The organism is Bradyrhizobium sp. BRP20, from assembly GCF_020194215.1.
In the GTDB taxonomy this organism is placed as follows: domain Bacteria; phylum Pseudomonadota; class Alphaproteobacteria; order Rhizobiales; family Xanthobacteraceae; genus Bradyrhizobium; species Bradyrhizobium yuanmingense.
In genome coordinates this window covers 67,041-92,163 of sequence record NZ_JADYVY010000004.1, presented here as the reverse complement: position 1 = coordinate 92,163, position 25,123 = coordinate 67,041, and the positions used below count along the sequence as shown (strand labels likewise).

Annotated in this window: 21 protein-coding genes, 1 pseudogene and 1 riboswitch; of the genes and pseudogenes, 9 read left to right on the top strand and 13 right to left on the bottom strand. The window is 64.6% G+C overall.

All coding sequences use genetic code 11. The features are described from left to right. Window positions 1-2 precede the first annotated feature (2 nt). The 3 genes from I6F33_RS11690 to I6F33_RS11680 all read right to left on the bottom strand — a co-directional run bounded on the left by I6F33_RS11690 (window position 3) and on the right by I6F33_RS11680 (window position 3,329). Window positions 3-926, bottom strand: coding sequence for an ABC transporter ATP-binding protein (locus I6F33_RS11690; RefSeq protein ID WP_225139760.1), 924 nt, complete (start codon window positions 924-926; stop codon window positions 3-5). Between the two features lie 5 nt (window positions 927-931). Further along, entirely contained in the window at window positions 932-1,771 is an 840-nt protein-coding gene (gene ntrB / locus I6F33_RS11685) for a nitrate ABC transporter permease (RefSeq protein ID WP_225142566.1), read from the bottom strand. A 178-nt stretch (window positions 1,772-1,949) separates the two neighbouring features. Then, window positions 1,950-3,329 (bottom strand): CmpA/NrtA family ABC transporter substrate-binding protein, encoded by a 1,380-nt coding sequence (locus I6F33_RS11680; protein WP_225142564.1) that lies wholly within the window; start codon window positions 3,327-3,329, stop codon window positions 1,950-1,952. A gap of 160 nt (window positions 3,330-3,489) precedes the next feature. On the opposite strand from I6F33_RS11680, the gene I6F33_RS11675 reads away from it, so the two are divergent. Continuing rightward, window positions 3,490-5,436: a sigma 54-interacting transcriptional regulator gene (locus tag I6F33_RS11675; RefSeq protein WP_225142562.1), complete on the top strand. Its 1,947-nt coding sequence runs from the start codon at window positions 3,490-3,492 to the stop codon at window positions 5,434-5,436. Window positions 5,437-5,553: 117 nt separating this feature from the next. On the opposite strand, the gene I6F33_RS11670 is transcribed toward I6F33_RS11675, so the two are convergent. From I6F33_RS11670 to I6F33_RS11660, 3 genes are all read right to left on the bottom strand, one after another. Further along, window positions 5,554-6,432 carry a sulfurtransferase gene (locus tag I6F33_RS11670; RefSeq protein ID WP_036012962.1) on the bottom strand — a complete coding sequence of 293 codons (879 nt, stop codon included), beginning with the start codon at window positions 6,430-6,432 and terminating at the stop codon, window positions 5,554-5,556. 63 nt (window positions 6,433-6,495) lie between these two features. Next, on the bottom strand, window positions 6,496-7,629 hold the full coding sequence (locus I6F33_RS11665; RefSeq protein ID WP_225142560.1) for an acyl-CoA dehydrogenase family protein: 1,134 nt from the start codon (window positions 7,627-7,629) through the stop codon (window positions 6,496-6,498). Between the two features lie 35 nt (window positions 7,630-7,664). Further along, window positions 7,665-8,207, bottom strand: coding sequence for an OsmC family protein (locus I6F33_RS11660; RefSeq protein WP_225142558.1), 543 nt, complete (start codon window positions 8,205-8,207; stop codon window positions 7,665-7,667). A gap of 247 nt (window positions 8,208-8,454) precedes the next feature. Here I6F33_RS11660 and I6F33_RS11655 point away from each other — a divergent pair, with 247 nt between their 5' ends. Continuing rightward, complete coding sequence (locus tag I6F33_RS11655) at window positions 8,455-9,102, top strand: TetR/AcrR family transcriptional regulator (RefSeq protein WP_225142556.1); 648 nt, start codon at window positions 8,455-8,457, stop codon at window positions 9,100-9,102. 116 nt (window positions 9,103-9,218) lie between these two features. Here the strand turns inward: I6F33_RS11655 and I6F33_RS11650 are convergent, their stop codons facing one another. The 3 genes from I6F33_RS11650 to I6F33_RS11640 form a co-directional block, all read right to left on the bottom strand. After that, the gene (locus I6F33_RS11650; protein WP_225142554.1) at window positions 9,219-9,509 is read right to left on the bottom strand and encodes a hypothetical protein; all 291 of its coding nucleotides are present in this window, start codon (window positions 9,507-9,509) and stop codon (window positions 9,219-9,221) included. After that, a complete protein-coding gene (locus tag I6F33_RS11645; protein WP_225142552.1) occupies window positions 9,510-9,680 on the bottom strand; it encodes a hypothetical protein in 171 nt (56 codons plus the stop codon). A 116-nt stretch (window positions 9,681-9,796) separates the two neighbouring features. Continuing rightward, window positions 9,797-10,996, bottom strand: a complete 1,200-nt coding sequence (locus I6F33_RS11640) for a TrmJ/YjtD family RNA methyltransferase (protein WP_225142550.1) — start codon at window positions 10,994-10,996, stop codon at window positions 9,797-9,799. A 337-nt stretch (window positions 10,997-11,333) separates the two neighbouring features. Here I6F33_RS11640 and I6F33_RS11635 point away from each other — a divergent pair, with 337 nt between their 5' ends. Both I6F33_RS11635 and I6F33_RS11630 read left to right on the top strand, forming a co-directional pair. Beyond that, a complete protein-coding gene (locus I6F33_RS11635; RefSeq protein WP_036043844.1) occupies window positions 11,334-12,548 on the top strand; it encodes an NADP-dependent isocitrate dehydrogenase in 1,215 nt (404 codons plus the stop codon). Between the two features lie 93 nt (window positions 12,549-12,641). Beyond that, a pseudogene (locus tag I6F33_RS11630) lies at window positions 12,642-13,144 on the top strand (DUF3455 domain-containing protein). 87 nt (window positions 13,145-13,231) lie between these two features. On the opposite strand, the gene alaS reads toward I6F33_RS11630, so the two are convergent. Continuing rightward, window positions 13,232-15,913: an alanine--tRNA ligase gene (gene alaS, locus I6F33_RS11625; protein WP_225142547.1), complete on the bottom strand. Its 2,682-nt coding sequence runs from the start codon at window positions 15,911-15,913 to the stop codon at window positions 13,232-13,234. Window positions 15,914-16,147: 234 nt separating this feature from the next. Then, window positions 16,148-16,238: riboswitch (glycine riboswitch) on the top strand. A 145-nt stretch (window positions 16,239-16,383) separates the two neighbouring features. Between alaS and gcvT the strand changes: the two genes are divergently transcribed. From gcvT to gcvP, 3 genes are all read left to right on the top strand, one after another. Continuing rightward, the gene (gcvT, locus tag I6F33_RS11620) at window positions 16,384-17,529 is read left to right on the top strand and encodes a glycine cleavage system aminomethyltransferase GcvT (protein WP_225142545.1); all 1,146 of its coding nucleotides are present in this window, start codon (window positions 16,384-16,386) and stop codon (window positions 17,527-17,529) included. 9 nt (window positions 17,530-17,538) lie between these two features. Beyond that, window positions 17,539-17,907 (top strand): glycine cleavage system protein GcvH, encoded by a 369-nt coding sequence (gene gcvH / locus I6F33_RS11615; RefSeq protein ID WP_036012993.1) that lies wholly within the window; start codon window positions 17,539-17,541, stop codon window positions 17,905-17,907. 162 nt (window positions 17,908-18,069) lie between these two features. After that, on the top strand, window positions 18,070-20,934 hold the full coding sequence (gene gcvP / locus I6F33_RS11610) for an aminomethyl-transferring glycine dehydrogenase (protein ID WP_225142880.1): 2,865 nt from the start codon (window positions 18,070-18,072) through the stop codon (window positions 20,932-20,934). 95 nt (window positions 20,935-21,029) lie between these two features. Here the strand turns inward: gcvP and I6F33_RS11605 are convergent, their stop codons facing one another. The 3 genes from I6F33_RS11605 to recA form a co-directional block, all read right to left on the bottom strand. Further along, window positions 21,030-21,413, bottom strand: coding sequence for a hypothetical protein (locus tag I6F33_RS11605; protein WP_225142543.1), 384 nt, complete (start codon window positions 21,411-21,413; stop codon window positions 21,030-21,032). A 195-nt stretch (window positions 21,414-21,608) separates the two neighbouring features. Beyond that, the gene (locus tag I6F33_RS11600) at window positions 21,609-22,604 is read right to left on the bottom strand and encodes a hypothetical protein (protein WP_225142541.1); all 996 of its coding nucleotides are present in this window, start codon (window positions 22,602-22,604) and stop codon (window positions 21,609-21,611) included. Window positions 22,605-22,703: 99 nt separating this feature from the next. Further along, window positions 22,704-23,792: a recombinase RecA gene (recA, locus tag I6F33_RS11595; RefSeq protein ID WP_027577058.1), complete on the bottom strand. Its 1,089-nt coding sequence runs from the start codon at window positions 23,790-23,792 to the stop codon at window positions 22,704-22,706. Between the two features lie 323 nt (window positions 23,793-24,115). On the opposite strand from recA, the gene I6F33_RS11590 reads away from it, so the two are divergent. Together I6F33_RS11590 and I6F33_RS11585 are read left to right on the top strand one after the other, a co-directional pair. Continuing rightward, window positions 24,116-24,316 carry a hypothetical protein gene (locus I6F33_RS11590; protein WP_225142533.1) on the top strand — a complete coding sequence of 67 codons (201 nt, stop codon included), beginning with the start codon at window positions 24,116-24,118 and terminating at the stop codon, window positions 24,314-24,316. Window positions 24,317-24,468: 152 nt separating this feature from the next. Continuing rightward, complete coding sequence (locus I6F33_RS11585; protein WP_225114240.1) at window positions 24,469-24,639, top strand: hypothetical protein; 171 nt, start codon at window positions 24,469-24,471, stop codon at window positions 24,637-24,639. Window positions 24,640-25,123: the final 484 nt, after the last annotated feature.

Here is a 25,123-nt window from a genome sequence, read left to right as displayed (position 1 = left end):
TGCTAGGCGCTCAATCCGGGGTTTGTCCCCGGCATCCAGGTCTGTCGCGGCTCTTCGCCGCTTGATGCGATCGAGAGCCCGGGCTTGCCGATCTGCACCGTCGGCACATTGCGCGGATCGTGATCCGGCTTTTCAGTGGTAAAAGTCTTGCTGCGCGTCACCAGGAAATCGATGATGTGGTTGCGCAGCGCGTAGTACAGCGGATGGCGGTGCAGGTCGGTGCGGCCGCGATCGCGCGGCAGCGGATTCTCGACCACCTCCGCCAGCACCGCGCCGGGACCGTTGGTCATCAGGAAGATCTTGTCGGCGAGATAGATCGCCTCGTCGACGTCGTGGGTGATCATGAACGCGGTCTGCCCGGTCTCCAGGCAAATCCGCCGCACCTCGTCCTGCAGCGTGCCGCGCGTCAGCGCGTCCAGCGCCGAGAACGGCTCGTCCATCAGCATCATCTTCGGCGTGATCGACAGCGCCCGTGCGATGCCAACGCGTTGCTTCATGCCGCCCGACAGTTCCGAGGGACGCTTGTGCTCGGCGCCGGAGAGGCCGACCAGATCGATGAACTTCTGCGCATGCGCCTTGACCTTGGCGCGGTCCCAGCTGCGCCATTTCGAGCTGACGGCATAGGCGACGTTGCCGAGCACCGTGCGCCAGGGCAGCAGCGCATGGCTCTGGAAGATCACGGCGCGGTCGAGGCTGGTGCCCGAGATCGCCTGGCCGTCGACGATGACCGCGCCCTCGCTCGGCGCATCCAGCCCGGCGAGGATGTTGAGCACCGTGGTCTTGCCGCAGCCGGAATGGCCGATCACGCAAGCGAACTCGCCGCGCGCCATCGAGAGCCAGAGGTTCTCGAAGATGGTGGTCGTCGCTCCGCCCGCGCCGGAATAGCGCTTGGCGATGCCTTCGATCGAGATGAACTTGTCGGTCATCGCCTCTACTCCGGAAACGTGACCATGCGCGTGAAGCGCGCGAGGATCTGGTCGAGCAGCATGCCGACGATCCCGATCAAGAGGATCGCGATGATGACGTTGGTGATCGACAAATTATTCCACTCGTTCCAGACGAAGTAGCCGATGCCGGTGCCGCCGACGAGCATCTCGGCTGCGACGATCACGAGCCAAGCGATGCCGATCGAGATGCGCATGCCGGTCAGGATCGTCGGCGCCGCCGCGGGCAGGATCACGGTGAAGGCGCGCCTGACGGTGCCGACCTCGAGCGTCCGCGCGACGTTGATCCATTCCTTGCGCACGGTCGCGACGCCGAACACGGTGTTGAGCAGCATCGGCCAGATCGAGCAGATGAAGATGACGAAGATCGCCGAGACCGAGGAATCCTTGATGGTGTAGAGCGCGAGCGGCATCCAGGCCAAAGGCGAGATCGGCTTCAAGACCTGGATGAACGGATCGAGCGCCTTGCTCAGCAGCGGCGACATGCCGATCAGAAAGCCGAGCGGGATCGCCACCAGCACGGCCAGGAGATAGCCGGTGCCGACGCGCGCAATGGAATAGCCGAGCTGGATGCCGAGCCCCTTGTCGTTCGGCCCGTTGTCGTAGAACGGCCGCTTCAGGTGCTCCCACAGCTTGGCGCCGACATCGAGCGGCCCCGGCATCGCCGATTTGCCCTGCGTCGCCGTGAGGCCCATCAGCTTGGCGTATTCCGGGCTCATCGTCGCCGTCGTGCCGGTCGAGCGTGTGGCGAGATGCCAGATGCCGAGGAAGGCGGCGAGCAGCACGATGGAGACGAGGCCGGCGCGGAGGCGGAGGGAGGCGGTCATCTCCCTCTCCCCGTTCTTACGGGGGCGCGACGAGCTTCGCTCGCGCTGAGAGGGTCGGGGTGAGGGGCCTCCCTCGACACGTGAGATTGTCGAGGGACCTGTACCCCCTCACCCGGATCGCAAGAGCGATCTGACCTCTCCCCGCAAGCGGGGCGAGGTGAAGATAGTGCGCGGCCCATCACGACGCCTTCCTGATCTTGAAGCTCGCCAGATAGTCCTCGGGCTTGGCCGGATCGAAATTCTTGCCCATCACCGCGAACGACTTGTAGGCACTCGCCGGCGGCGTGAGGCCCATCTCGGCCATCAGCTTCTTGGTATCGGTTGCCAGATACACCTGCTCGGCCACCGCCTTGTAGTCGACGTCGCCCTTGATCTGGCCCCAGCGCTTCATCTGCGTCAGCATCCAAACCGCAAAGGACTGCCAGGGGAATGGATCGAAATCGACGCGCTTGGGATCGGTCTTCACCCCGCCGAGGCCGTCGGCATAGGTGCCGGTCAGGACCTGCTCCAGCACGGTGACAGGCGCGTTGATGTAGTTCGCAGGCGCGATGGCTTCGGCGATCTGCTTGCGGTTCTCGGCCTTCGAGGCGAAGGCGGTGGCATCGACGATCGCCCGCGTCAGCGCCGCGAAGCTGTTCGGCGCTGACGTGATGAACTCGCGGCTCGCAGCAAAGCTGCAGCAGGGATGGCCATCCCAGATCTCCTTGGAGAGCAGATGCATGAAGCCGACGCCGTCATAGATCGCGCGCTGGCAGATGTTGTCGGGCGCGAGGAAGCCGTCGATGTTGTCGGCACGCAAATTCGCGACCATCTCCGGCGGCGGCACCGAGCGCAACTGCACGTCGGTATCGGGATCGAGACCGTGCTCGGCGAGGTAATAGCGCAAGAGGTAATTGTGCATGGAATAGTCGAAGGGGATGGCGAATTTCAGCCCCTTCCAGTCCTTCGGATCGCGCTTGTCCTTGTGCTTGGAAGCCAGCACGATGCCCTGCCCGTTGATGTTCTCGATGGCAGGCACGGTAAAGGGAATCGCGTTGGCGCCAAGGCCGAGCGAGATCGCGATCGGCATCGGGGCCAGCATGTGCGCGGCGTCGTATTCCTTGTTGATGGTCTTGTCGCGGATCACGGCCCAGCCGGCGGTCTTCACCACTTCGACGTTGAGGCCGTGCTTGGCATAGAAGCCCATTGGCGCTGCCATGATGATCGGCGTCGCGCAGGTGATCGGGATGAAGCCGACCTTGAGGTCCTTCTTCTCGGGCGCGCCGGCTTGCGCGAACACCTCGGTCGCCGTCTTCATCGGGAAGAATTGCGACAGCGCCGCGAGCGCGGTCGATGCTCCGACCGACTTCAAGAACGCACGCCGCGCCACGTCCTGCGGAAACATCGCGCGCATCAATGCGGAGGCGACCACGCCCTCGTAGCGCTGCTCTTCGCTTGCGACCGGCTCGCAATGCAGCGCCGTCGCCTGCTCATGCTCAGCTGCGGAACGATGCTGGCCGCAAACACAGCCGGCTCGAAGCTTGCGATCGGGATCAAACGGATTGTCGAACGTGGACATCGGCCCTCCTGCGCGTCAATGCGAGAAGGAATTACGCAAGGAGCATGCCACCGACGAAGAAGCGGACATTGCCTTGATGATGCAGCATTTTCACCCGCGCTTGGCCGCTACGAAAACTCGTGATAAACGAGATTTCGTAGTTCAATTACGAGATTTCGCAATGGCAACGACGCCAATGCCCGTCCACGACGAGGTGGCCCCCGTCATCGACCCGCGCATCGCGGCGTTCGAATCCTCGGTCGAGGCGATGCTGCTGGTCGATCCCTACGGCGACCAGATCGTCGATGCCAATCCCGCCGCCTGCGCCCTGCTCGGTTACGACCGCGCTTTGCTGCGGCAGACCAGGGCCAGCACGCTCCACGCCGGCGAGCTTGCCGCCCTCACTGTCTTCACCCAGGCCGTGCTGCACAAGGGCGCCTACTGGACCACCGCGCTCAATCCCCGTCACGCCACCGGGCAAGATCTCAAGCTCGAATATGCCGGCTGCCTGCTGCCGCATGACGGCCGCACGCTGCTGCTGCTGACGCTGACCGACCTCGAAGCCCGCCGCCGGCGCAATGTCGATGCTGCCGCCGAAGACCACATGCGCGGCGGCATCTCGACCTGGCAGCGGGTCGAGCGCGTGTTCCAGGACATCGAGCGCGAGAACCAGCTGATCCTGCGCGCCGCCGGCGAAGGCATCTATGGCGTCAACGCCGAAGGCAAGACCACCTTCGTCAATCCCGCGGCCGAGCGCATGCTGGGCTGGACCGCCGAGGAGCTGGTCGGCAAGGAGATCCACCCGATCGTCCACCACACCCATCACGACGGCCGGCACTATCACAACCACGACTGCCCGATCTATGCGGCGTTCCGCGACGGCGCCGTGCACCAGGTCGACGGCGAGGTGTTTTGGCGCAAGGACGGCTCGCCGGCCTGGGTCGAGTACACCTCGACACCGATCCGCGACCGCGGCGTCGTGGTCGGCGCCGTCGTGGTGTTTCGCGATGTCAGCCAGCGCCGCGAGGCCGCCGAGAAGCTGCACGCGGCCCTTGCCGAGGTCGACCGCTTGCGCGAGCGGCTCGAGCTGGAGAACGCCTATCTCCAGGAGGAAATCCGCATCGAGACCAACCCGCGCGGCATCATCGGGGGAAGCGAGGCGATCCAGAAGACGCTGCGCCAGGTCAAGCTGGTGGCGCCGACCACCGCGGCGGTGATGATCACCGGCGAATCCGGCACCGGCAAGGAGCTGATCGCGCGCGCCATCCACGAGGATTCCACCCGCAGCGACCGGCCGCTGATCCGCGTCAACTGCGCCGCGATCCCGCGCGAATTGTTCGAGAGCGAGTTCTTCGGCCATGTTCGCGGCGCCTTCACCGGCGCAACGCGCGACCGCATCGGCCGCTTCGAGCTCGCCGACGGCGGCACGCTATTCCTCGACGAGGTCGGCGAGATCCCGCTCGAGCTGCAAGGCAAGCTGCTGCGCGTCTTGCAGGAAGGCCATTTCGAGCGCGTCGGCGAGGCGCGCACCCGCGCCGTCGACGTTCGCGTCATCGCCGCGACCAATCGCGATCTCAAGCAGGAGGTCCAGCGCGGCCGCTTTCGCGAGGATCTCTATTTCCGTCTCAACGTGTTTCCGATTGAGACCGTCCCCTTGCGCGAACGCCGCGAGGACATTCCCCTGCTGGCCCAGCATTTCCTGACGCGCGAGAGCAAGGCGCTGAAATCGAACCTCCGTCTGTCGGAGGGCGATGCGCGGCGGCTGACCCGCTACAACTGGCCCGGCAATGTCCGCGAACTCCAGAACGTGATCGAGCGCGCTGCGATTCTGTCGCAGAACGGCCGCCTGCGCATCGATCTGCCCGATCCTTCAGGTGAACAAGCGCCCAGCGGCGCCACCCGCCAGAGGCCCGACGCGCGCCCCGCAATCATGACGTCGTCGGAAATGCGCGACCACGAGCGCGCCAACATTCTCGCCGCGCTTGAGGCCTGCGCCGGAAAAGTCTTCGGCCCCGGCGGCGCCGCCGAGATGCTCGACATCAAGCCGACCACGCTGGCCTCACGGATCAAGGCGCTGGGAATCGCGCCTCGTCCGCAAGGGGCCCATCCTTCGAGACGCCCGCTTTAGGCGGGCTCCTCAGGATGAGGTCGGAGGGCGCGGCAACAGTATCAACAGACACCGGTGCCGCTTAGCCTCATCCTGAGGAGACCGCGAAGCGGTCGTCTCGAAGGACGAGGCGCGCGCTCAGGCTGCCTTGGTGGTGACGTCCGATGCGATCGGCAGGCCCTGCTCGATCGGCAGCGAGGGATCGCGCGACCATTCGTTCCAGGAGCCGAAATACATCCGCACGTCCTTCACGCCGGCGTTCTTCAGCGCCAGGAACGTGTTCGAGGCGCGCGCCCCCTTGAAGCAGTAGAGATAGACCGGCGTAGTCTGCGAGATGCCGACCGTGGCGCATTCCGCCAGAATCTCGTCCTTGGATTTGAAGCGCGGGCCTTCGACGGTCGGCTTCATCATGCGATACCATTCCAGCCACACCGCGCCCGGGATGCGGCCCTTGCGCGGGCAGAAATCCTTGCCGTACGGGGACGAGCTGTCGCCGATCCACTCGTCGACGTCGCGCACGTCGAGGATCGCGATGCCCGGCTTGCCGACGGCGGCGAGCATGGTCTTGGCGTCGATCAGGATCTCGCCCGCTTCAGGCACGATCGAGAACGAGGCCTTCTCAGGCGCGGGCACATCCTTGGTCACCGGGAAGCCCGCGGCCGACCAGGCGTCGAAGCCGCCATGCAGCACCTTCACCTTGGGATAGCCGAGCATGGTGAGCAGGTAATAGCCGCGGCAGGACTGGCCGAAGCCGGAGTTCATCGACTGTTCGTAGATCACCGCCGTCTCCTTGCCGGAAAGACCGGCGCTGCCGAACGCATCGGCGAACTTGGTCTTGAGCTCGGCCATGCCCTCGGGCGTGGAGGTCGCGAGGAACGTGAAGATCTCATGCACGTTGACGGCGCCCGGCAGATGGCCGGCGGCGTAGGCGTCGGGATTGCGGGTGTCGATGACGACACACGGCTCGGTCTTCAAGAGATCGGCGAGTTCGACGGCAGTGATCAGAACGTCAGTCATGGCAGCCTCTCCGTTGAGGTTGGGGGTCTTCGGGTGGACTCATTGAACTCAAGAACTTGGAACTCAGAAATCAGCGAGCATCTTGCGCAGCTGCTTGGTGGCCGGCGTGACAATCGCGACGAAGTAGGCCTCGCGCAGGCGCCGCTGCGCGCGGTGGCTCTTGAGATAGCCGCGCGCGCCACAATGCAGCATCGCCGCATGCGCCGCCGCGACGCTGGCCTCGCCCGCGCGAAGCCGCAGCGCGATCACCTTGCGCCAGTAGGTTTCCTCCTCGTTGTAGGGATCGCGCGCCAGCGCCATGGTCTCGGCCTCGAGCTCGGCGGCGAGCTCGCGGAAATGCACCGGCTGCTGCGGCAGATAGCGGTTGATATGGCCGAGGGAATTGTCGACCTCGTCCATGATGTTGATGCAATCCTTGATCACGCCTAACGCCATGCCGGCCTGCAGCAGGATGAAGCCGGCGCGGATCTTCTTGACGAAGGGCGCGGCGGGATCGGCCAGGATCAGCTCATCGGGCACGAAAGCGTCGCGGAACTGCACGCCATAGGTGCCGGTGCCGTCCATCGCGAGGAAAGGCTTGCACGGCGTCAGCGTGATCGCGGGGTCGGAGCAATCGGCCAGGAACATGACAGTGCCGGACTCGACACTTGCGATGCCCGGCTCGTCCTCGCGCTCGAAGATCGTGCCGAAGAAATGATCGGGGCCGAGATTGGAGACCCAGGGCAACGCACCGCGCACGATGTAGCCGCCCTCGACCTTGCGGCCCTTCAGCTTGAGCTTCTCGATGCCGAAGAAGCTCTTCATGGGATTGGAGAGCCCGGTGCCGCCGAGCACGCGACCGCTCGAGAAGGCGTCGCCGAAGCGCTTTGCGAGCTTCACATTGGTGGAGTTCGCCGCGTACCAGACCAGCGTGTTCTGGCACCAAGCCATGAAGGCCGTCGCACCGCAGACCTCGCCGATCGCCGCCATCGCCTGGATCGCGCAGCGCAGATCGGCGGGGCCTTCGTGCGGCACGTGGCTGCCCCATGCCCCGACCGCACCAAACTTGCGCAGCACCTCGGCCGGATAGACCGATCCGTCGTCGATGCCGGCTGCGAGCGGCGCAAGCTCTTGGCGCGCGATCCGCGCCACCTCGCCCGCGATGGACGGTGCGGGCTGATCCAGAACGTCGGCCCGCGATAAAGCCAGTGAACCCATGATCGTCTCCCGCACCCTGTCCTGATTGCCGTCTGTTAGATGCCGACCTCGAGATTGACCGGCCGGGTGAAGGTGTTGGCGACCGGCGACCATTTTTTCACATGGGCGACCAGCGCGTTGATCTCGTCCGGCGAGATGCCCTCGCATTCCATGTCGACCTTGACGCGGACATCGGTGAAGCCGACCGGCTTGTCGGAGGTGTCGCCGGTGCCCCAGACCGCGGTGATGTTGAGATCGCCTTCGAGCTCGAGCTCGAGCTTGTTGACGATCCAGCCGCGGTGCACGGCGTTGGCATGCAGGCCGACCGCGAGGCACGAGCCGAGCGCGGCCAGCGAGGCTTCCGACGGATTGGGCGCGGTGTCGTCACCTAAGAGCCCCGGCGGCTCGTCGACGATGTAGGGCGGCAGGTTGCGGATATAGTTGGCGTGGCGGAATTTGCCCTCCGCGACCGTCTTGCACTTCAAGGTCTTGATGACCTTCGGGTTTGCCTTGCCGTTGGTAATCAGTTGCTCGAGCCCGTTCTTGTCGATGGGCGCGAGGCACCCCGTCAGCACTGTCTTCTGAACGACGGCAGTCATCAATCTTCTCCCTGGCAGAAGTGGAAATCGGCAGGATACCGAACGGTCTGTTTCCTTGCATGGAGCGTGCCAGATCTCGCGAAAAACAAAAGGCGAGGCTTTGGAGCCGCTTAAGCGTCGCTGCCTGCAGATTGGTCAGCCCACTCCTGCTCAAAGGCGGAGCAGACGCGCGCGCGGATGCGAATCTTTTCGGCGCCGAACAGATGCGGCTTGCTGATGCGAGGCGGCTGCGATTAAGTTGTCGCTCATGGCAAAGCCGTCATCGAAGAAGAATCCGCCCCACGCCGCTGCCGGCGACGACGAATCCGCACGCGGGCGCCTGCTCAGCGCCGCAACGCATCTGTTCTGCAAGAACGGCATCAACGCCACCGGCATCGATGCGATCATCGAAGAGGCCGGCACCGCCAAGACCACGCTCTACAAATTGTTCGGCTCCAAGACCAACCTCGTCAACGCGGTGCTGGAGAGCGAAGGCAAGCAATGGCGCGAATGGTTCATCGGCGCCATGGAGCAAGGCGGCGGCGATGCGCAGGCGAAACTCACGCGCATCTTCCCCGCGCTGAAGAGCTGGTTCGCCGAAGAGCGCTTCTACGGCTGCCCCTTCATCAACGCCGTCGGCGAGCACGACAAGGATGCCAAGCAATTCCGCAACATCGCGCTGAAGCACAAGAAGATCGTGCTCGGCCACATCGAGAAGCTCGCCGGCGAGCTCGGCTCGGCCGAGCCTGCAGTGCTGGCGCACCAGCTCGGCCTCATCATCGACGGCGCCATCGTCGCCGCGATGATCTCACGCGACCCGGGCGTCGCCGATACGGCAGCCCTCACCGCCGGCCCCCTGCTCGGTCAGGCTAAGACGAAGAAGAAGCGGGCGGCGGATCAGCTGGAAGCGGTGTGAGCGGCCTCATCCGTAGCCCACATGAGCGCAGCGATATGCGGGACCTTTCCCTGGATATCGCTTCGCGCATTCCGGGCTACGACACTCCTTAACACGCAGGGGAGATCGGTTGCGGCTTAAAGATTTACGATCTGGACGGGCCGATCTCCCTCGTCATTCCAAAAGCCGGCAAACTCCAACACCTCTTCCACCGTCTCGTTCGCGTGCGAGGTGGTCACAACAAAGCGTCTGTCATCCGTCCCGTCGCCTAAGACGAGTTCGTCGATGATATCCTCTATCCGCGCGGCACCTTCTCCAACGACCGCAATGAGAGTAACGCGATCGCGAAGGCATTGCTCGACAAAGGCAGACAGCAGATCTTCATTCGATAGCGGCAGTCGAAGGACGACTCTTGACGGATAGCTCATCTAATTCTCGGCGGCATCGCGGAACAGTTCTCCCCTGATCTCGCGCCAGTATTCTTTCTTCTGCAACATCGGGATCGATTTCGACAGGCGCAGAGCTGTCAGGATTGAGGCGATCCTTGCCATCTTTTCGAGGGCCCGAAATCCAAAACCTTTCTCCGGTTTCAACGTCAAAGTAGTTTGCCTTGAAGCCGCTACCTTTCAGACTTTGGAACGTGCGTCCGCCATAGCTGATAGACTTGCCCGTCTTCGAGAATGTGACGCGGCCAATCCGCGCCAATCTACGCGACCTACGCTCCCCGCTCCATCATCCCCTGCAGCCGCACCAGCTCAGCCTCGAGATCGCGCTCCACATCCACTGCCCGAATGTCGAGCACCCGATAGTCGCGCGCTTCCAGCCACGTCCGCCGCGCCGCGCGATCTGCCGCGATCGCCTCGCCCTCGCCCGGGTTCACCAGCTCGATCGCGATCCGGTGCGGGAAGGAGACGAAATCCGGGATGTGCCGCCCGACCGGGGTCTGGCGCTTGAACCCACCTGCGAAGCGGCGATCACGCGTCAGCGCCTGCCAGAGCAGGCGTTCGGCGTCGGTCGGGTTGCGGCGGAGCAGGCGGGCAAGGCCCCGCACGGTCGAGCCGCTGTCGGGGACGCCGCGGCCCTGCCCGTGCTCGGCCAGCAGCGCGCGCAGGCGCGTGGCCTGCTCGCCGTCGAGTACACCGCCCTTGGCCGGACCCTTGCGCCCCTCGGCGATCGCCATGATCACGCCGTGCAGCGTGTGCATGTCCTGCTTGGTCGGCTCCATCCGGGTGAAGATGTTGCGCAGGTTCACCAGCATGGTGTCGCGCTTCTCGGCCGGGCGCAGGAACTCGACCTTGTCGAGCTCGCGCACGAGATTGTCGAAGAAGGCTTGCATCTGGTGCTGCGAGGCGCGCTCGGATCTTTCAGGCATGGCGTGCGGCAACGCGCCCGACGTCGCACGCTTGAACCACTCATAGCCGACCAGCAGCACGGCCTGGGCGAGGTTGAGCGAGGCAAAGCCCGGATTGACCGGGAAGGTGATGATGCGGTTGGAGAGCCCGACCTCCTCGTTGGTCAGACCCCAGCGCTCGCGGCCGAACAGGATGCCGGCCCTGCCGCCGGTCGCGACGTGACCTGCGATCTCGGCCGCTGCGGCCTCCGGCCCGACCACCGGCTTGGCCTGGTCGTGGGGACGTGCGGTGGTGGCGAACAGGAGGTCGAGGTCGGCGACCGCCTGCTCGACCGTGTCGAACAGCTGCGCCTTCTCCAGGATATGGTCCGCGCCGGCGGCCGCTCGCTGGGCGGCGATGTTTGGCCAGCCGTCCCGGGGGTTGACGATGCGCAAGCGGCCAAGCGCGAAATTGCCCATGGCGCGCGCGGTCATGCCGATGTTCTCGCCGAGCTGCGGCTCGACCAGGATCACGATGGGACCGTCGAGGGAAAGGCCCGCTTTGCTCTTGTCAGTCCCCGACATCTGCTTTCGCTTCCACTCTTCGTCTCAAGGCCTTGGCAAGGCCGCCATAGGAATTGATTCAAGCGGCCCCCACGACCGGGCCGCCTCGCGGTCTGTCGTTTGCCTGTCCTGACAAAATTCTCAAGGGAAATAACGACTTGGATTCGACTTTTGAATCTCGCCCGAAACGGGCCCGAAGGCCGGGCCGAGGCCCGGCCGGCCGCTCCTCGCCTGCGCAAGCTGGATGAGCTAAAAGTGCATAATCCCTTGGCTTTCGCCCGCCGCGCGGCGGTGCTAAGAGGCGGCGGATATTCCCGTGGCGCGCCAAAAGCGCCGTTCCCAAGAGGCTCCCCCGATCATGGCAAAAATCAAGGTATCCAATCCCGTCGTCGAGCTCGATGGCGACGAGATGACCCGGATCATCTGGCAGTACATCAAGGACAAGCTGATCAACCCGTTCCTGGATGTCGAGCTGCTCTATTTCGACCTGGGCATGGAATACCGCGACCACACCAATGATCAGGTGACGATCGACGCGGCCGAGGCGATCAAGAAGGTCGGCGTCGGCGTCAAGTGCGCCACCATCACCCCGGATGAAGCCCGGGTGAAGGAGTTCAATCTCAAGCAGATGTGGAAGTCGCCGAACGGCACCATCCGCAACATTCTCGGCGGGGTGATCTTCCGCGAGCCGATCATCTGCAAGAACGTGCCGCGCCTGGTTCCCGGCTGGACCAAGCCGATCATCATCGGCCGCCACGCCTATGGCGACCAGTACCGCGCCACCGACATCAAGTTCCCCGGCAAGGGCACCCTCTCGCTGAAGTTCGTCGGCGAGGACGGCACTGTGATCGAGAAGGAAGTGTTCAAGGCGCCCGGCGCCGGCGTCGCGATGGAGATGTACAATCTCGACGATTCCATCATCGATTTCGCCCGCGCCTCCTTCAACTACGGCCTGCTGCGCAATTACCCGGTGTACCTGTCGACCAAGAACACGATCCTCAAGGTCTATGACGGGCGCTTCAAGGATATCTTCCAGGACATCTTCGACCGCGAGTTCAAGAAGGAGTTCGACGCCAAGGGCCTGACCTACGAGCACCGCCTGATCGACGACATGGTGGCCTCGGCGCTGAAATGGTCCGGCGGCTATGTCTGGGCCTGTAAGAACTACGACGGCGACGTGCAGTCCGACACGGTCGCGCAGGGCTACGGCTCGCTCGGCCTGATGACCTCGGTGCTGCTCACCCCCGACGGCAAGACTGTCGAGGCGGAAGCTGCCCACGGCACCGTGACCCGCCATTACCGCGAGCACCAGAAGGGCAAGGAGACCTCGACCAACTCGATCGCCTCGATCTTCGCCTGGACGAGAGGCCTGTCGCACCGCGCCAAGCTCGACAACAACCCCGAGCTCGCCAAGTTCGCGGCCACGCTGGAGAAGGTCTGCGTCGACACCGTCGAGGCCGGCTACATGACCAAGGACCTCGCGCTCTTGGTCGGCGCCGACCAGCGCTGGCTCTCGACCACCGGCTTCCTCGACAAGGTCGCCGAGAACCTGACGAAAGAGCTGGCGGCGTAAGTCGACCGCAATTTCGCCCGACGGGGCCAGACATCATCACGGGCCGCGCGACCAGCGCGGCCCGTTTTTTTGAGAGCATTCGCGGAGACCGCCATGTTCATCAAGCTTGCCACCCCCTGCCTGCTCCTGCTCGCCGCAATGGCCGGGCTCGCTGTCGCCGCAGACCCACTCCCCAACGCGATCGCCGCCCCCGGCGAGACCGTCGTGCTCAGCGTCCACGCCGAAGGTGCGCAGGTCTATGAGTGCAAGGCCGGCCTCGACGGCAAGCTCGCCTGGGCTTTTCGCGAGCCGATCGCGACGCTGCTGTCCGAAGGCAAGACCATCGGCCGCCATTATGCCGGCCCGAACTGGGAGCTTGCCGACGGCAGCGCCGTGACTGGTAAAGCCGTCGGCAATGCGCCGGGCGCGACCGCAGCCGACATCCCCTGGCTGAAGCTGAACGTCACCACTCACCGCGGCAGCGGCGTGCTTGCGCCTGCACCACGGTCCAGCGCATCAACACCCAGGGCGGCAAGCTCGACGGCGCCTGCGACAAGGCCGGCGAATTCAGGAGCATGCCCTACTCGGCCGACTACGTCTTCCTGAAGAAGGGCTGACCGCTTTACGGGCCGAACCGCGCGGCGCGATCAAGGCGCCACGCCGATGCCATTGAAGCCGGTGAGACGACCCTGGCGACGCGCGCCTTACGCGCCCGCAATCGCTTTTTCGATCGCGCTCAGGGCCTCGGACGCCTTGGCGCCATCGGGGCCGCCGGCCTGGGCCATGTCGGGCCGGCCGCCGCCGCCCTTGCCGCCGAGCGCCTCGGAGGCGATGCGGACCAGATTGACGGCATTGAAGCGCGCGGTGAGGTCCTGCGTGACGCCGACCACAATTCCGGCCTTGCCGTCCCCAGTGACGCCGACGATGGCGACGACGCCCGAACCGATCTGCTTCTTGCCGTCGTCGGCGAGACTCTTGAGATCCTTCATCTCGATGCCTTCGACCGCACGCGCCATCAGCTTGACGCCGCCGGCCTCGCGCACGCCCGACGCTGCGCCGTTGTTGCCGGCTGCGGCGCCGCCGCCCATCGCCAGCTTCTTGCGGGCATCGGAGAGTTCGCGCTCGAGCTTCTTGCGCTCCTCCATCAGCGCCGAGATGCGCGCCGGCACGTCGTCGAGCGAGGTGCGCAGCTCGTTCGCCGCGATCTTCGCCAGCGCCATGGTGTCGTTGGCATGTTTTCGCGCGTAGTTACCCGTCAGCGCCTCGATCCGGCGCACGCCGGAGGCGACCGCGCTCTCGCTCGTGACCGTGATCAGGCCGATATCGCCGGTGCGCTTCACATGGGTGCCGCCGCAGAGCTCGACCGACCAGCCGAGCGCGTTGGCGCCGCGCTCGCGCGCGGTCCTGCCCATCGAGACGACGCGGACCTCGTCGCCATATTTCTCGCCGAACAGCGCGCGCGCGCCAGCCTCGCGGGCCTCGTCGACGCCCATGACGCGCGTGGTGACCTCGTCGTTCTCCAACACCACGTCGTTGGCGATGTCCTCGACCCGGGCGAGCTCCTCAGCCGTGATCGGCTTCGGATGCACGAAGTCGAAGCGCAGCCGATCCGGCGCGACCATCGAGCCGCGCTGGGCAATGTGATCGCCGAGCACCTGGCGCAGCGCCTCGTGGATAATGTGAGTCGCCGAGTGATGGGCGCGGATGGTCGAGCGCCTGGAATGATCGACCTCGAGCTGCAGCGCGGTGCCGAGCTTCACTTCGCCGCTCTCGACCGTGCCGATATGGACGAAGAGATCGCCGAGCTTCTTCTGCGTATCAGTGACGCGGACCTTGATGCCGCCCTCGCCCGAGAGCACGCCGGTGTCGCCGACCTGGCCGCCGGACTCCGCATAGAACGGCGTCTGGTTCAGCACGATCGCACCCGTCTCGCCGGCCTTGAGGCTCGTCACCTCGGCGCCATCCTTGACCAGCGCCGAGACCACGCCTTCGGCACTCTCGGTCTCGTACCCCAGGAATTCGGTCGCCCCGAGCTTCTCGCGCAGCGGGAACCAGATCGCCTCGGATGCCGCCTCACCCGAGCCCTTCCAGGACTCGCGCGCCTTGGCCTTCTGACGCTCCATCGCGTCAGTGAACGCCGCCTGGTCGACGCCGATGCCGCGCGACTTCAGCGCGTCCTGGGTCAGGTCGAGCGGGAAGCCGTAGGTGTCGTACAGCGTGAAGGCGACGTCGCCGTCGAACACGTCGCCCTTCTTCAGACCGGCGCTCTTCTCGTCGAGGATGGCAAGGCCGCGCGACAGCGTCGTGCGGAAGCGGGTCTCTTCCAGCCGCAGCGTTTCCTCGATCAGCTTTTCCGCGCGCATCAATTCCGGATAGGCCTGTCCCATCTCGCGCACCAGCGCCCAGACCAGCCGGTGCATCAACGGCTCCTTGGCGCCCAAGAGCTGGGCATGGCGCATCGCGCGGCGCATGATCCGGCGCAGCACATAGCCGCGGCCCTCGTTCGAGGGCAGCACGCCGTCCGAGACCAGGAAGGCGGACGAGCGCAAGTGATCGGCGATGACGCGGAACGAGCCGACGTTCTGCTCGTTCGGTCCGCTGCCGAGCGCGGACGAGGTCGCGTCGATCAGGTTCTTGAACAGGTCGGTCTCGAACACGCTCTCGACGCCCTGGAGGATGCAGGCCATGCGCTCCAGGCCCATTCCGGTGTCGATCGAGGGACGCGGCAGATTAACGCGCTCCTCCTTCGTCACCTGCTCGTATTGCATGAATACGAGATTCCAGAATTCGAGGAAGCGGTCGCCGTCCTCTTCCGGCGATCCCGGAGGCCCGCCCCAGATGTGCTCGCCGCGGTCGATGAAGATCTCCGAGCACGGGCCGCACGGCCCGGTGTCGCCCATCGCCCAGAAATTGTCCGAGGTCGGGATGCGGATGATGCGGTCGTCGGAGAAGCCGGCGATCTTCTTCCACAGGCCGGCCGCCTCGTCGTCGGTGTGGTAGACGGTGACGAGCAGCTTGTCCTTCTTCAGCCCGAACTCGCTCGTGATCAGCTTCCAGGCGAGCTCGATCGCGCGCTCCTTGAAGTAATCGCCGAACGAGAAATTGCCGAGCATCTCGAAGAAGGTGAGATGGCGCGCGGTGTAGCCGACATTGTCGAGGTCGTTGTGCTTGCCGCCGGCGCGCACGCATTTCTGCGAGGTGGTGGCGCGCTGATAGGGCCGCTTCTCGACGCCGGTGAAGACGTTCTTGAACTGCACCATGCCGGCATTGGTGAACATCAACGTCGGGTCGTTGCGCGGCACGAGTGGCGAGGACGGCACGATCTCGTGGCCGTTCTCGGCAAAGAAGTTCAGAAAGGTCGACCTGATCTCGTTGACGCCGCTCATGTTCATCCAATCGGGTATGCTTGGGCCCGCTTTTCGCGGTCCAAACCGGACCGTTAAGGCTGATATCTGCGGGCCAAAGCGCTTTTAGACAAGGCCAGCTTCGCTGTCCAGAAACTGTGCAGAGAGATCAGAGGGTTGCCGCAGGCGCTCAATCCCCTTGCAATCCCGTTGGATAGGGCGCGCGGACGCGTTGACAGGCTTGGCTCCCCTGTGGTCTCTACCCATCTGTATCGTACGGCCACGTCGGGAGAGACCGGCACTTGGTAGCCGGCGCCGAAGGAGCAACCGCCCCGGAAACTCTCAGGCAAAAGGACCGCGTGGCTTTGACAGCATCTGGAAAGAGGCGCCGACGGGTCTAGGCCCGGACAGCGTCCGCCGACGGGATAATACTCTCAGGCACAGCGACAGATGGGGCTTCGACTGGTGTCCATCGGGGAATCCTCCCCGGGGAACCGCCGAGGGCCCTCAAGATGCTAGCGCACGACCAAGACTCCCTGAAACGCACCCCCCTCTACGACCTTCATGTGTCCCTAGGGGGCAAGATGGTGCCGTTCGGGGGCTATGACATGCCCGTGCAGTACCCCGCGGGCGTCTTGAAAGAGCACCTCCATACCCGCACCAAAGCGGGCCTGTTCGACGTCTCCCACATGGGCCAGCTCGCGCTCCGGCCGAAATCCGGCAATGTGGAGGACGCCGCCCGCGCGCTGGAACGGCTGGTGCCGCAGGACATCGTGGCGATCGCCGCAGGGCGGCAGCGCTACGCCCAGTTCACCAATGACGACGGCGGCATTCTCGACGACCTGATGGTCGCCAATTTCGGCGATCACCTGTTCCTGGTCGTCAACGCCGCCTGCAAAGCCCAGGACGAGGCGCATCTGCGCGCGAACCTGTCCGACGCCTGCGTGATCGAGCAGCTTGCCGACCGCGCGCTGATCGCGTTGCAGGGCCCGAAGGCGGAAGCGGCGCTGGCGAAATTCTGTGCAGAGGTATCAGGCATGAAGTTCATGGACGCCGGCCCGCACGAGGTTGCCGGCATCAAGTGCTTCGTCTCGCGCTCCGGCTACACCGGCGAGGACGGCTTCGAGATCTCGGTTCCAGCAGGCGATGCCGAACGCCTCGCAAAGGTGCTGCTTGAAAATCCCGACGTGCTGCCGATTGGCCTCGGGGCCCGCGACAGCCTGCGGCTGGAAGCCGGGCTCTGCCTGTACGGCCACGACATCGACACCACGACCACGCCGGTCGAGGCCGCGCTGGAATGGTCGGTGCAGAAAAGCCGCCGCAGCGGCGGTGCGCGCACCGGCGGCTTTCCCGGCGCTGCGAAGATCCTCGCCCATTTCGATGGCGGCGCATCCCGCCGCCGCGTCGGCTTGCGCGCCGAAGGCCGCGCGCCGGTGCGCGAGGGCGCGCTGCTGTTTGCGAATGACGCGGGCGGCGAGCCGATCGGACAAGTCACCTCGGGCGGTTTCGGCCCGAGCCTGAATGCGCCGGTTGCGATGGGCTACGTGCCCACGAATCTGAGCGCGCTTGGCACAAAGCTCTTCGCCGAGGTGCGCGGCCAGCGACTGCCCTTACAGGTCGCCGCCATGCCCTTCGTGAAAAACACCTACAAACGCTGAGGACGAGACATGACCACGACGCTGTACACTTCCGACCATGAATGGCTCGCCATCGACGGCGATGTCGCCACGGTCGGCATCACCGATTACGCCCAGCAGCAGCTCGGCGACGTCGTGTTCGTCGAGCTGCCCAAGGTCGGCCGCGCGCTGAAGAAGGCCGAAGCCGCCGCCGTCGTCGAGTCCGTCAAGGCGGCCTCCGACGTCTACGCACCGATCTCGGGTGAAGTGCTCGAGGCCAATGCCGAGCTCGCATCCGAGCCGGCGCTGGTGAACTCGGACGCGCAAGGCAAGGCCTGGTTCTTCAAGATCAAGATTGCCGACAGAAGCGAGCTCGGCGGCCTCATGGATGAAGCTGCCTACAAGGCGCATACGGCGTGAGATGAAGCGAAGTCTAACCTCATGCTCAGTGTCATCACCCGCGAAGGCGGGTGATCCAGTACGCCGCGGCCCCTCGGTTCAATCCGCGCTGCTGGAGAGTACTGGATGCCCCGCCTTCGCGGGGCATGACACTGACAGCGAAATCTGAAGCGAGGACCCATGATGACCGCGCACCGCAAATCCAACGGCGACACCGCCAGTTTCGTCCGCCGCCACATCGGCCCATCGGCGCGCGATGTCACCGCCATGCTTGAAACAGTCAGTGCCAAGAGCGTCGATGCGCTGATCGCGGAAACGCTGCCGGCCTCGATCCGGCAGGCCGGCCCGCTCGACCTCGGCAAGCCCTTGAGCGAGACCGAGGCGATCGCGCACATGACCGAGCTTGCGCGTCAGAACCAGGTCTTCACCTCGCTAATCGGCCAAGGCTATTCCGGCACGGTCCTGCCCGCGGTGATCCAGCGCAACATCCTGGAGAACCCGGCCTGGTACACGGCCTACACGCCCTATCAGCCCGAGATCAGCCAGGGCCGGCTGGAGGCGCTGCTCAACTTCCAGACCATGATCTGCGACCTCACCGGGCTCGACGTCGCCAACGCCTCCCTGCTCGATGAAGCCACCGCCGCCGCCGAAGCCATGGCGCTGGCCGAGCGCCACTCGCAGGTCAAGGCAAAGGCCTTCTTCGTCGACAAGGACGTGCACCCGCAGACGTTAGCCGTAATGCGCACCCGCGCCGAGCCGCTCGGCTGGACTCTGGTCGTCGGCGATCCCCTCACCGATCTCGACAAGGCCGACGTGCTCGGCGCGCTGCTGCAATATCCGGGCTCTTCCGGTGCGTTGCGCGACCTCAGGCCCGCCATCGCGGCGCTGAAGGCCAAGGGCGCGCTCGCGATTCTTGCCGCCGATTTGCTGGCGCTGACGCTGCTCGCCTCGCCCGGCGAACTGGGCGCCGACATCGCGATCGGCTCGGCCCAGCGCTTCGGCGTGCCGATGGGCTATGGCGGACCGCACGCGGCCTATATGGCGGTGCGCGATGCGCTGAAGCGTTCGCTGCCCGGCCGCATCGTCGGCCTGTCCGTCGATTCCCGCGGTGCGCCGGCCTATCGCCTCGCGCTGCAGACCCGCGAGCAGCACATCCGCCGCGAGAAGGCGACATCCAACATCTGCACCGCGCAGGTGCTGCTCGCCGTGATCGCCTCGATGTACGCGGTCTATCACGGCCCCGAGGGCCTCACGCAGATCGCGCGCAACGTCCACCGCCGCACCGCCGTGCTCGCGACCGGCCTGCGCAAGCTCGGCTTCGCGCCGCAATCGGACAGCTTCTTCGACACGCTGAGCGTCGATGCCGGCGGCAAGCGCGCCGAGATCGTCGCGCGGGCAGCAAGCGAGAAGATCAATCTCGGCGTCAGCGATACGGCTCTTCGCATCGCGCTCGACGAGACCACGACGCCTGCGACGATTGAAGCGGTCTGGCGCGCCTTCGGCGGCAAGCTTGCCTATGCCGAGATCGACGCCGAGACGCGCGAGGCGCTGCCGGACGAATTGAAGCGCGCTACGGCCTTCCTGACCCATCCCGTCTTCCATGCGCATCGCTCGGAAACCGAGATGCTGCGCTACATGCGCAAGCTCAGTGATCGCGACCTCGCGCTCGACCGCGCCATGATCCCGCTTGGATCCTGCACCATGAAGCTGAACGCGACCACCGAGATGATGCCGCTGACCTGGCCGGAATTCGGCTCGCTGCATCCGTTCGCCCCGCGCGAGCAAGCTCAAGGCTATCACGCGCTGTTCGCACGCCTGGAGAAATGGCTCTGCGACATCACCGGCTATGACGCGATCTCGCTGCAGCCGAACTCGGGCGCGCAGGGCGAATATGCCGGGCTGCTCGCGATCCGCGGCTATCATGCCGCGCGCGGACAGGGCCATCGCAAGATCTGCCTGATCCCCTCCTCCGCCCACGGCACCAATCCGGCCTCGGCCGCGATGGTCGGCATGGACGTGGTGGTGGTGTCTTGCGAGAAGAACGGCGACGTCGACGTCAATGATCTCCGCGCCAAGGCGGAGAAGCACGCGAACGACCTCGCAGCTGTCATGATCACCTATCCCTCGACCCACGGCGTGTTCGAGGAGCACATCCGCGAGATCTGCGACATCGTGCACGGCCATGGCGGCCAGGTGTATCTCGACGGCGCCAACCTCAATGCGCAGGTCGGCCTTTCCAGGCCCGGCGATTACGGCGCCGACGTCAGCCATCTCAACCTGCACAAGACCTTCTGCATCCCGCATGGCGGCGGCGGCCCCGGCATGGGCCCGATCGGCGTCAAGGCGCATCTCGCCCCGTTCCTCCCCGGCCACCCCGCGACGAAGGCAGACGCGCCGGTCGGTCCGGTCTCGGCCGCGCCGTTCGGTTCGGCGTCGATCCTTACCATCTCCTACATCTACATCCTGATGATGGGCGGTGAAGGCCTGAAGCGCGCCACCGAGATCGCGATCCTCAACGCCAATTACATCGCAGCGCGCCTCGATCCGCATTTCCCGGTGCTCTACAAGAACGAGAAGGGACGCGTCGCGCATGAGTGCATCGTCGATCCGCGTCCGCTGAAGACGACGAGTGGCGTCACCGTCGACGACATCGCAAAGCGCCTGATCGATTACGGCTTCCACGCCCCGACCATGAGCTTCCCGGTACCGGGCACGCTGATGATCGAGCCGACCGAATCGGAATCCAAGGCCGAGCTGGATCGTTTTTGCGACGCCATGATCGCGATCCGCAAGGAAATCGCCGAGGTCGAGGCCGGTCGCTTTGAGATCGCAGCCTCGCCCTTGCGCCACGCCCCGCACACCGTGCACGACATCGCCGACGACGATTGGAAGCGCGCCTACACCCGCAGCGAAGGTTGCTTCCCCGACGGCGTCTCGCGCACCGACAAATATTGGTGCCCCGTCGGCCGCGTCGACAACGTGTACGGCGACCGCAACCTGGTGTGCTCCTGCCCGCCGGTGAGCGATTACGCGGAAGCCGCGGAGTAGGATTTGTAGGGTGAGTTAGCCTCGCGGCTGCGCGAAGCGCAGTCCTCGAGACGTAACCCACCACTTCTGCGTCCGCTGAACCGAACGGTGGTGGATTACGCCTTCGGCCAATCAGGCCACCGCATCAGGCTTTCCGATCGAGTCACAAGACTCTGGCAATGGGTGCTCGCGACTGTGAGCGCCCACGCCTGGGACTTATCGATCTTGCCCTGCAGATCAGCGAGCGCTCGCGCCATCCAGTGCGCCCTTTCCCGTCCCAGCGGCAACGATTCGGTCTCCGAATCAATTCCGACAAAGAGCAAGATATCAAAATCGTCTTCGAGGCGCGCCTTGAACCTGTGCCTTGCAATTGTCCGGGCACCCTCCACCGGGGACACGCTTCCGGAAAGTATGCCTTTCGCCGTCTCAACAATGATCTGGCGAGCAGCAATAACCTCGGATTGATTCCAACTCACGGCGACCCCGGTCGAACAAATCATTCGGTATCTCTAGTATCACAAGACGGGCATCGAAGACGTCAGCAACTCAAGGCCCTCAGGCTCCTAGGGTGGGTTAGCCTCGCGGCCGCGCAAAGCGCAGTACGCGAAGCGTAACCCACCACTTCTGCGTCCGCTGAACCGAACAGTGGTGGATTACGCCTTCGGCTAATCCACCCTACGGCACTGCGTGCGCCGCTAAGGCGCAACCAACAACCGGCGCTCGCCATCCCACCGCCAAAGCCGTTCATTGGTGAGCAGCGTGCCGCCCCACCAACGTCGAATCGGATTGTGGCGACGGAAATCTTCGCGGCCTTCCAGAACCGCTTTGCCAAATTCAGTCAGCGACAACCGGCTCCGACGATAGGCGGCGTTGCGACCTCGCGCATCGTGCGGGGCGAGCGTCGCGAGTTTCGGATCGAGACCTGCGACCGCCGGCATCGGGCCCGACGCAAGCCCTTCGAGCAACGGACCCAGCTCCCACTGGTCGAACACGCGCGTTTCGAGCAGCCCGCCCGGCTGAAACAGTTCTTTTGTACGGTTGTGCCCCCTTGCAATCAGCTCGATAAGCCGCGCCTCCGTCGCGCCCAATCCGGTGATTGGTGACGGCAGTTCAGCTAGCAACGCTTCCAGAGCCGGCTTCAGGAAAGGTAGCCTGGGTAAATCCCTTGTCAGCAACCCGAAGCAAAGTTCAGGCGTCGGCGCCCGATACGCCTCCCAGGCCATGTTGGCTATCTCGAAGTCGCACTCTGCGATCTCCGATTCCCGCACCGTACGATCGCGAAGTTGCGGGCCGTCCGCTTCGCGCAGATCGAAATTGACTCGTCGCAGTCTAAGACAATGGGTGATCGATGGATGGGACCGCAAATAGTCCAGGATCCAGATCAGTTGCAATTGACTGTTAGGCTCAGGGTCGAACCACAGCTCGATGAACTCGACGCCATAGGTCTCGCAAAACCAAACCAGGCCAGTCTCCTTGTGCGCGAGACCGGTCTGAGGCAACCGGCCAACAAGATCGGACCACCGCACCTCCGGATCGCCCCTGTAATAGCCTCCCGTAAGATAGTCCTCGAGGTGGTGCGACGTAGGCAACGGCCCCCAAACGAACCGAAAGATCAACGGGACGACCATGTCAGCACGACCGGCATAGGTGAGACCAACGCCGGACGAACTAGTCAGAATCACACGCTTCATCGTCGACGCGCCCTCACGCAACACGAAACGGGCACCGAAGACGTCGGCAACTCAACGTCCTCAGTGCCCGCTCCTCGCGAAAAATTTTCGCGTTAGGTCTTACTCGTCCGCCGGCTCCTCGCCGTCGGCGTCGCGCTCCGGCGTGCCGGCCAGGATCTGCTCGGCGATCAGGCCGGAGTTCTGGCGGATCGCGGTCTCGATCTTGGCGGTGATGTCGGGGTTGCCTTTCAGGAACGCCTTGGCGTTCTCGCGGCCCTGGCCGAGGCGCTGGCTGTCATAGGAGAACCAGGCGCCGGACTTCTCGACGATGCCGGCCTTGACGCCGAGATCGAGGATCTCGCCCATCTTGGAGACGCCCTCGCCGTACATGATGTCGAACTCGACCTGCTTGAACGGCGGGGCCAGCTTGTTCTTGACCACCTTGACGCGCGTGGTGTTGCCGACCACCTCGTCGCGCTCCTTGATCGCGCCGATGCGGCGGATGTCGAGGCGGACGGAGGCGTAGAATTTCAGCGCATTGCCGCCGGTGGTGGTTTCCGGCGAGCCGTACATCACACCGATCTTCATGCGGATCTGGTTGATGAAGATCACCATCGTGTTGGATTTGTTGATGGAGGCCGTGAGCTTGCGCAGCGCCTGGCTCATCAACCGTGCTTGAAGTCCCGGCAGCGCATCGCCCATCTCGCCCTCGAGCTCGGCCTTCGGCACCAGCGCCGCCACCGAATCGACCACGAGAACATCGACCGCGCCCGAGCGCACCAGGGTGTCGCAGATCTCCAGCGCCTGCTCGCCGGTGTCGGGCTGCGAGATCAGGAGCTCGTCGATGTTGACGCCGAGCTTGCGGGCATAGACCGGATCGAGCGCGTGCTCGGCATCGATGAAGGCGCAGATGCCACCCTTCTTCTGCGCTTCCGCCACCGTATGCAGCGCCAGCGTGGTCTTGCCGGAGGATTCCGGCCCGTAGATCTCGACGATGCGCCCCTTGGGCAGGCCGCCGATGCCGAGCGCGATATCGAGCCCGAGCGAGCCGGAGGACACCGCCTCGATGTCCATGGAGCGGTCGTTCTTGCCGAGCTTCATCACCGAGCCCTTGCCGAACTGGCGCTCGATCTGAGAGAGCGCGGCAGCCAGAGCTTTACTCTTGTCCATGGAGGATCCTTCGACGATACGCAGGGCAGTTGCGGACATTGGGTCGTGCTCCTTATGGCGAGGATTCGCGTGAGGGACAAACGGTTGCGAGGCAGCTCGGCGATAAAAGCAATGTACCCTATTTGTTCTCAGTTCGCAATATGTTCTTTTGCGGATTTGTCTTTCTGACTGGACCAGGAGACAACGGAGCTGGTCGAACCGGCCATGCTGGATCGTCACGCCGTCCGCACTGCGTGCACAACTGAACAGACGCGGATCCACTTCTGGATCCTAATGCATCATCACCGCGCGGACCCTGGCCACTATCGGCGATGCGAACGCTGACCTCGCGCTCCCGCCTCCTCGCACGGAAAGAGCGCGCCATGTTGAAGCGACGACGTTTCAAGCAGCAACTGACCCTTCAGGACCGGCTGTCGGCATGGGTGAAGCGGGTCCGCGAGCAGGCGTCCAAGCTACCTCCCGGGCCGGAGCGGGACGCGCTGCTCAAGAAGGCGCGCCAGGCCGACGTTGCCAATCATCTGAACGATTGGGTCAAATCGCCGGGGCTGCAGCCGCCGGAATAGCCGCCTACGCCGGGTTCCTCGAAGCGACCATGACCGGGATCAACGACGCGCGACTGGGCGCCGTCATGTTTCCGTAATCCTACGGCACCGAACCTTTTCGCGGTCTCGGGCCTTCTGTGGGATGGGACCGCAACTTTTGGGGATCTCTGGTCATGACGAACAACGACACGCAGCACGATACGCTGAGGCGAAAGCCGCTGCTGGACGCCGCCCACGAGGAGATGGTGAAGTTCGAGCGCAAGGAAAACGAGTTCCGCAAGAAGGACCGCGAAGAGCGCGCCGCCGAGCTCCGTCTGCCGCTGAACGAGATCAAGGTTCATTAGGCGCCGCCAGGACCGCCGTCCGGAGCGGGCCAGGTCCGCCCGCGATGCGGCACTCCGCTCTGTTCCTTGCCCGGAACCTCCGATCGGCATCGCCGGTCGGGGCGCCGCGACCGCGGATGCACCAGGTAGCTAAATACTACCAGCAACCCATTGGCGAAGCGATGAAATCGCCAGGACCCCTACTGTGCATGGGGTTGTTTTGCCACTTTTGAGAGGCAAGGCGCGCCGGCGCCTTCGATAGGACGGCCCAGCACGTCAGTTCCGTCTGCAGCAGCGCCTGCTAGAGCACCGCCAGCAGAACCAGGCCTATCACCAGCACGACGAAGCCAGCCGCCGTCGCGGCGGCGAATGACCGCTCTACGTTATCCATATGATGCCACCCCGTTTCCGGCGCGCCACGTTTCCCCCATGGCTGCGCCGAACGGATAAAATCTTGCCGACGGGTGTGTCCGCAGTGGTGCGGACGGATGTCGAAATTGGGACC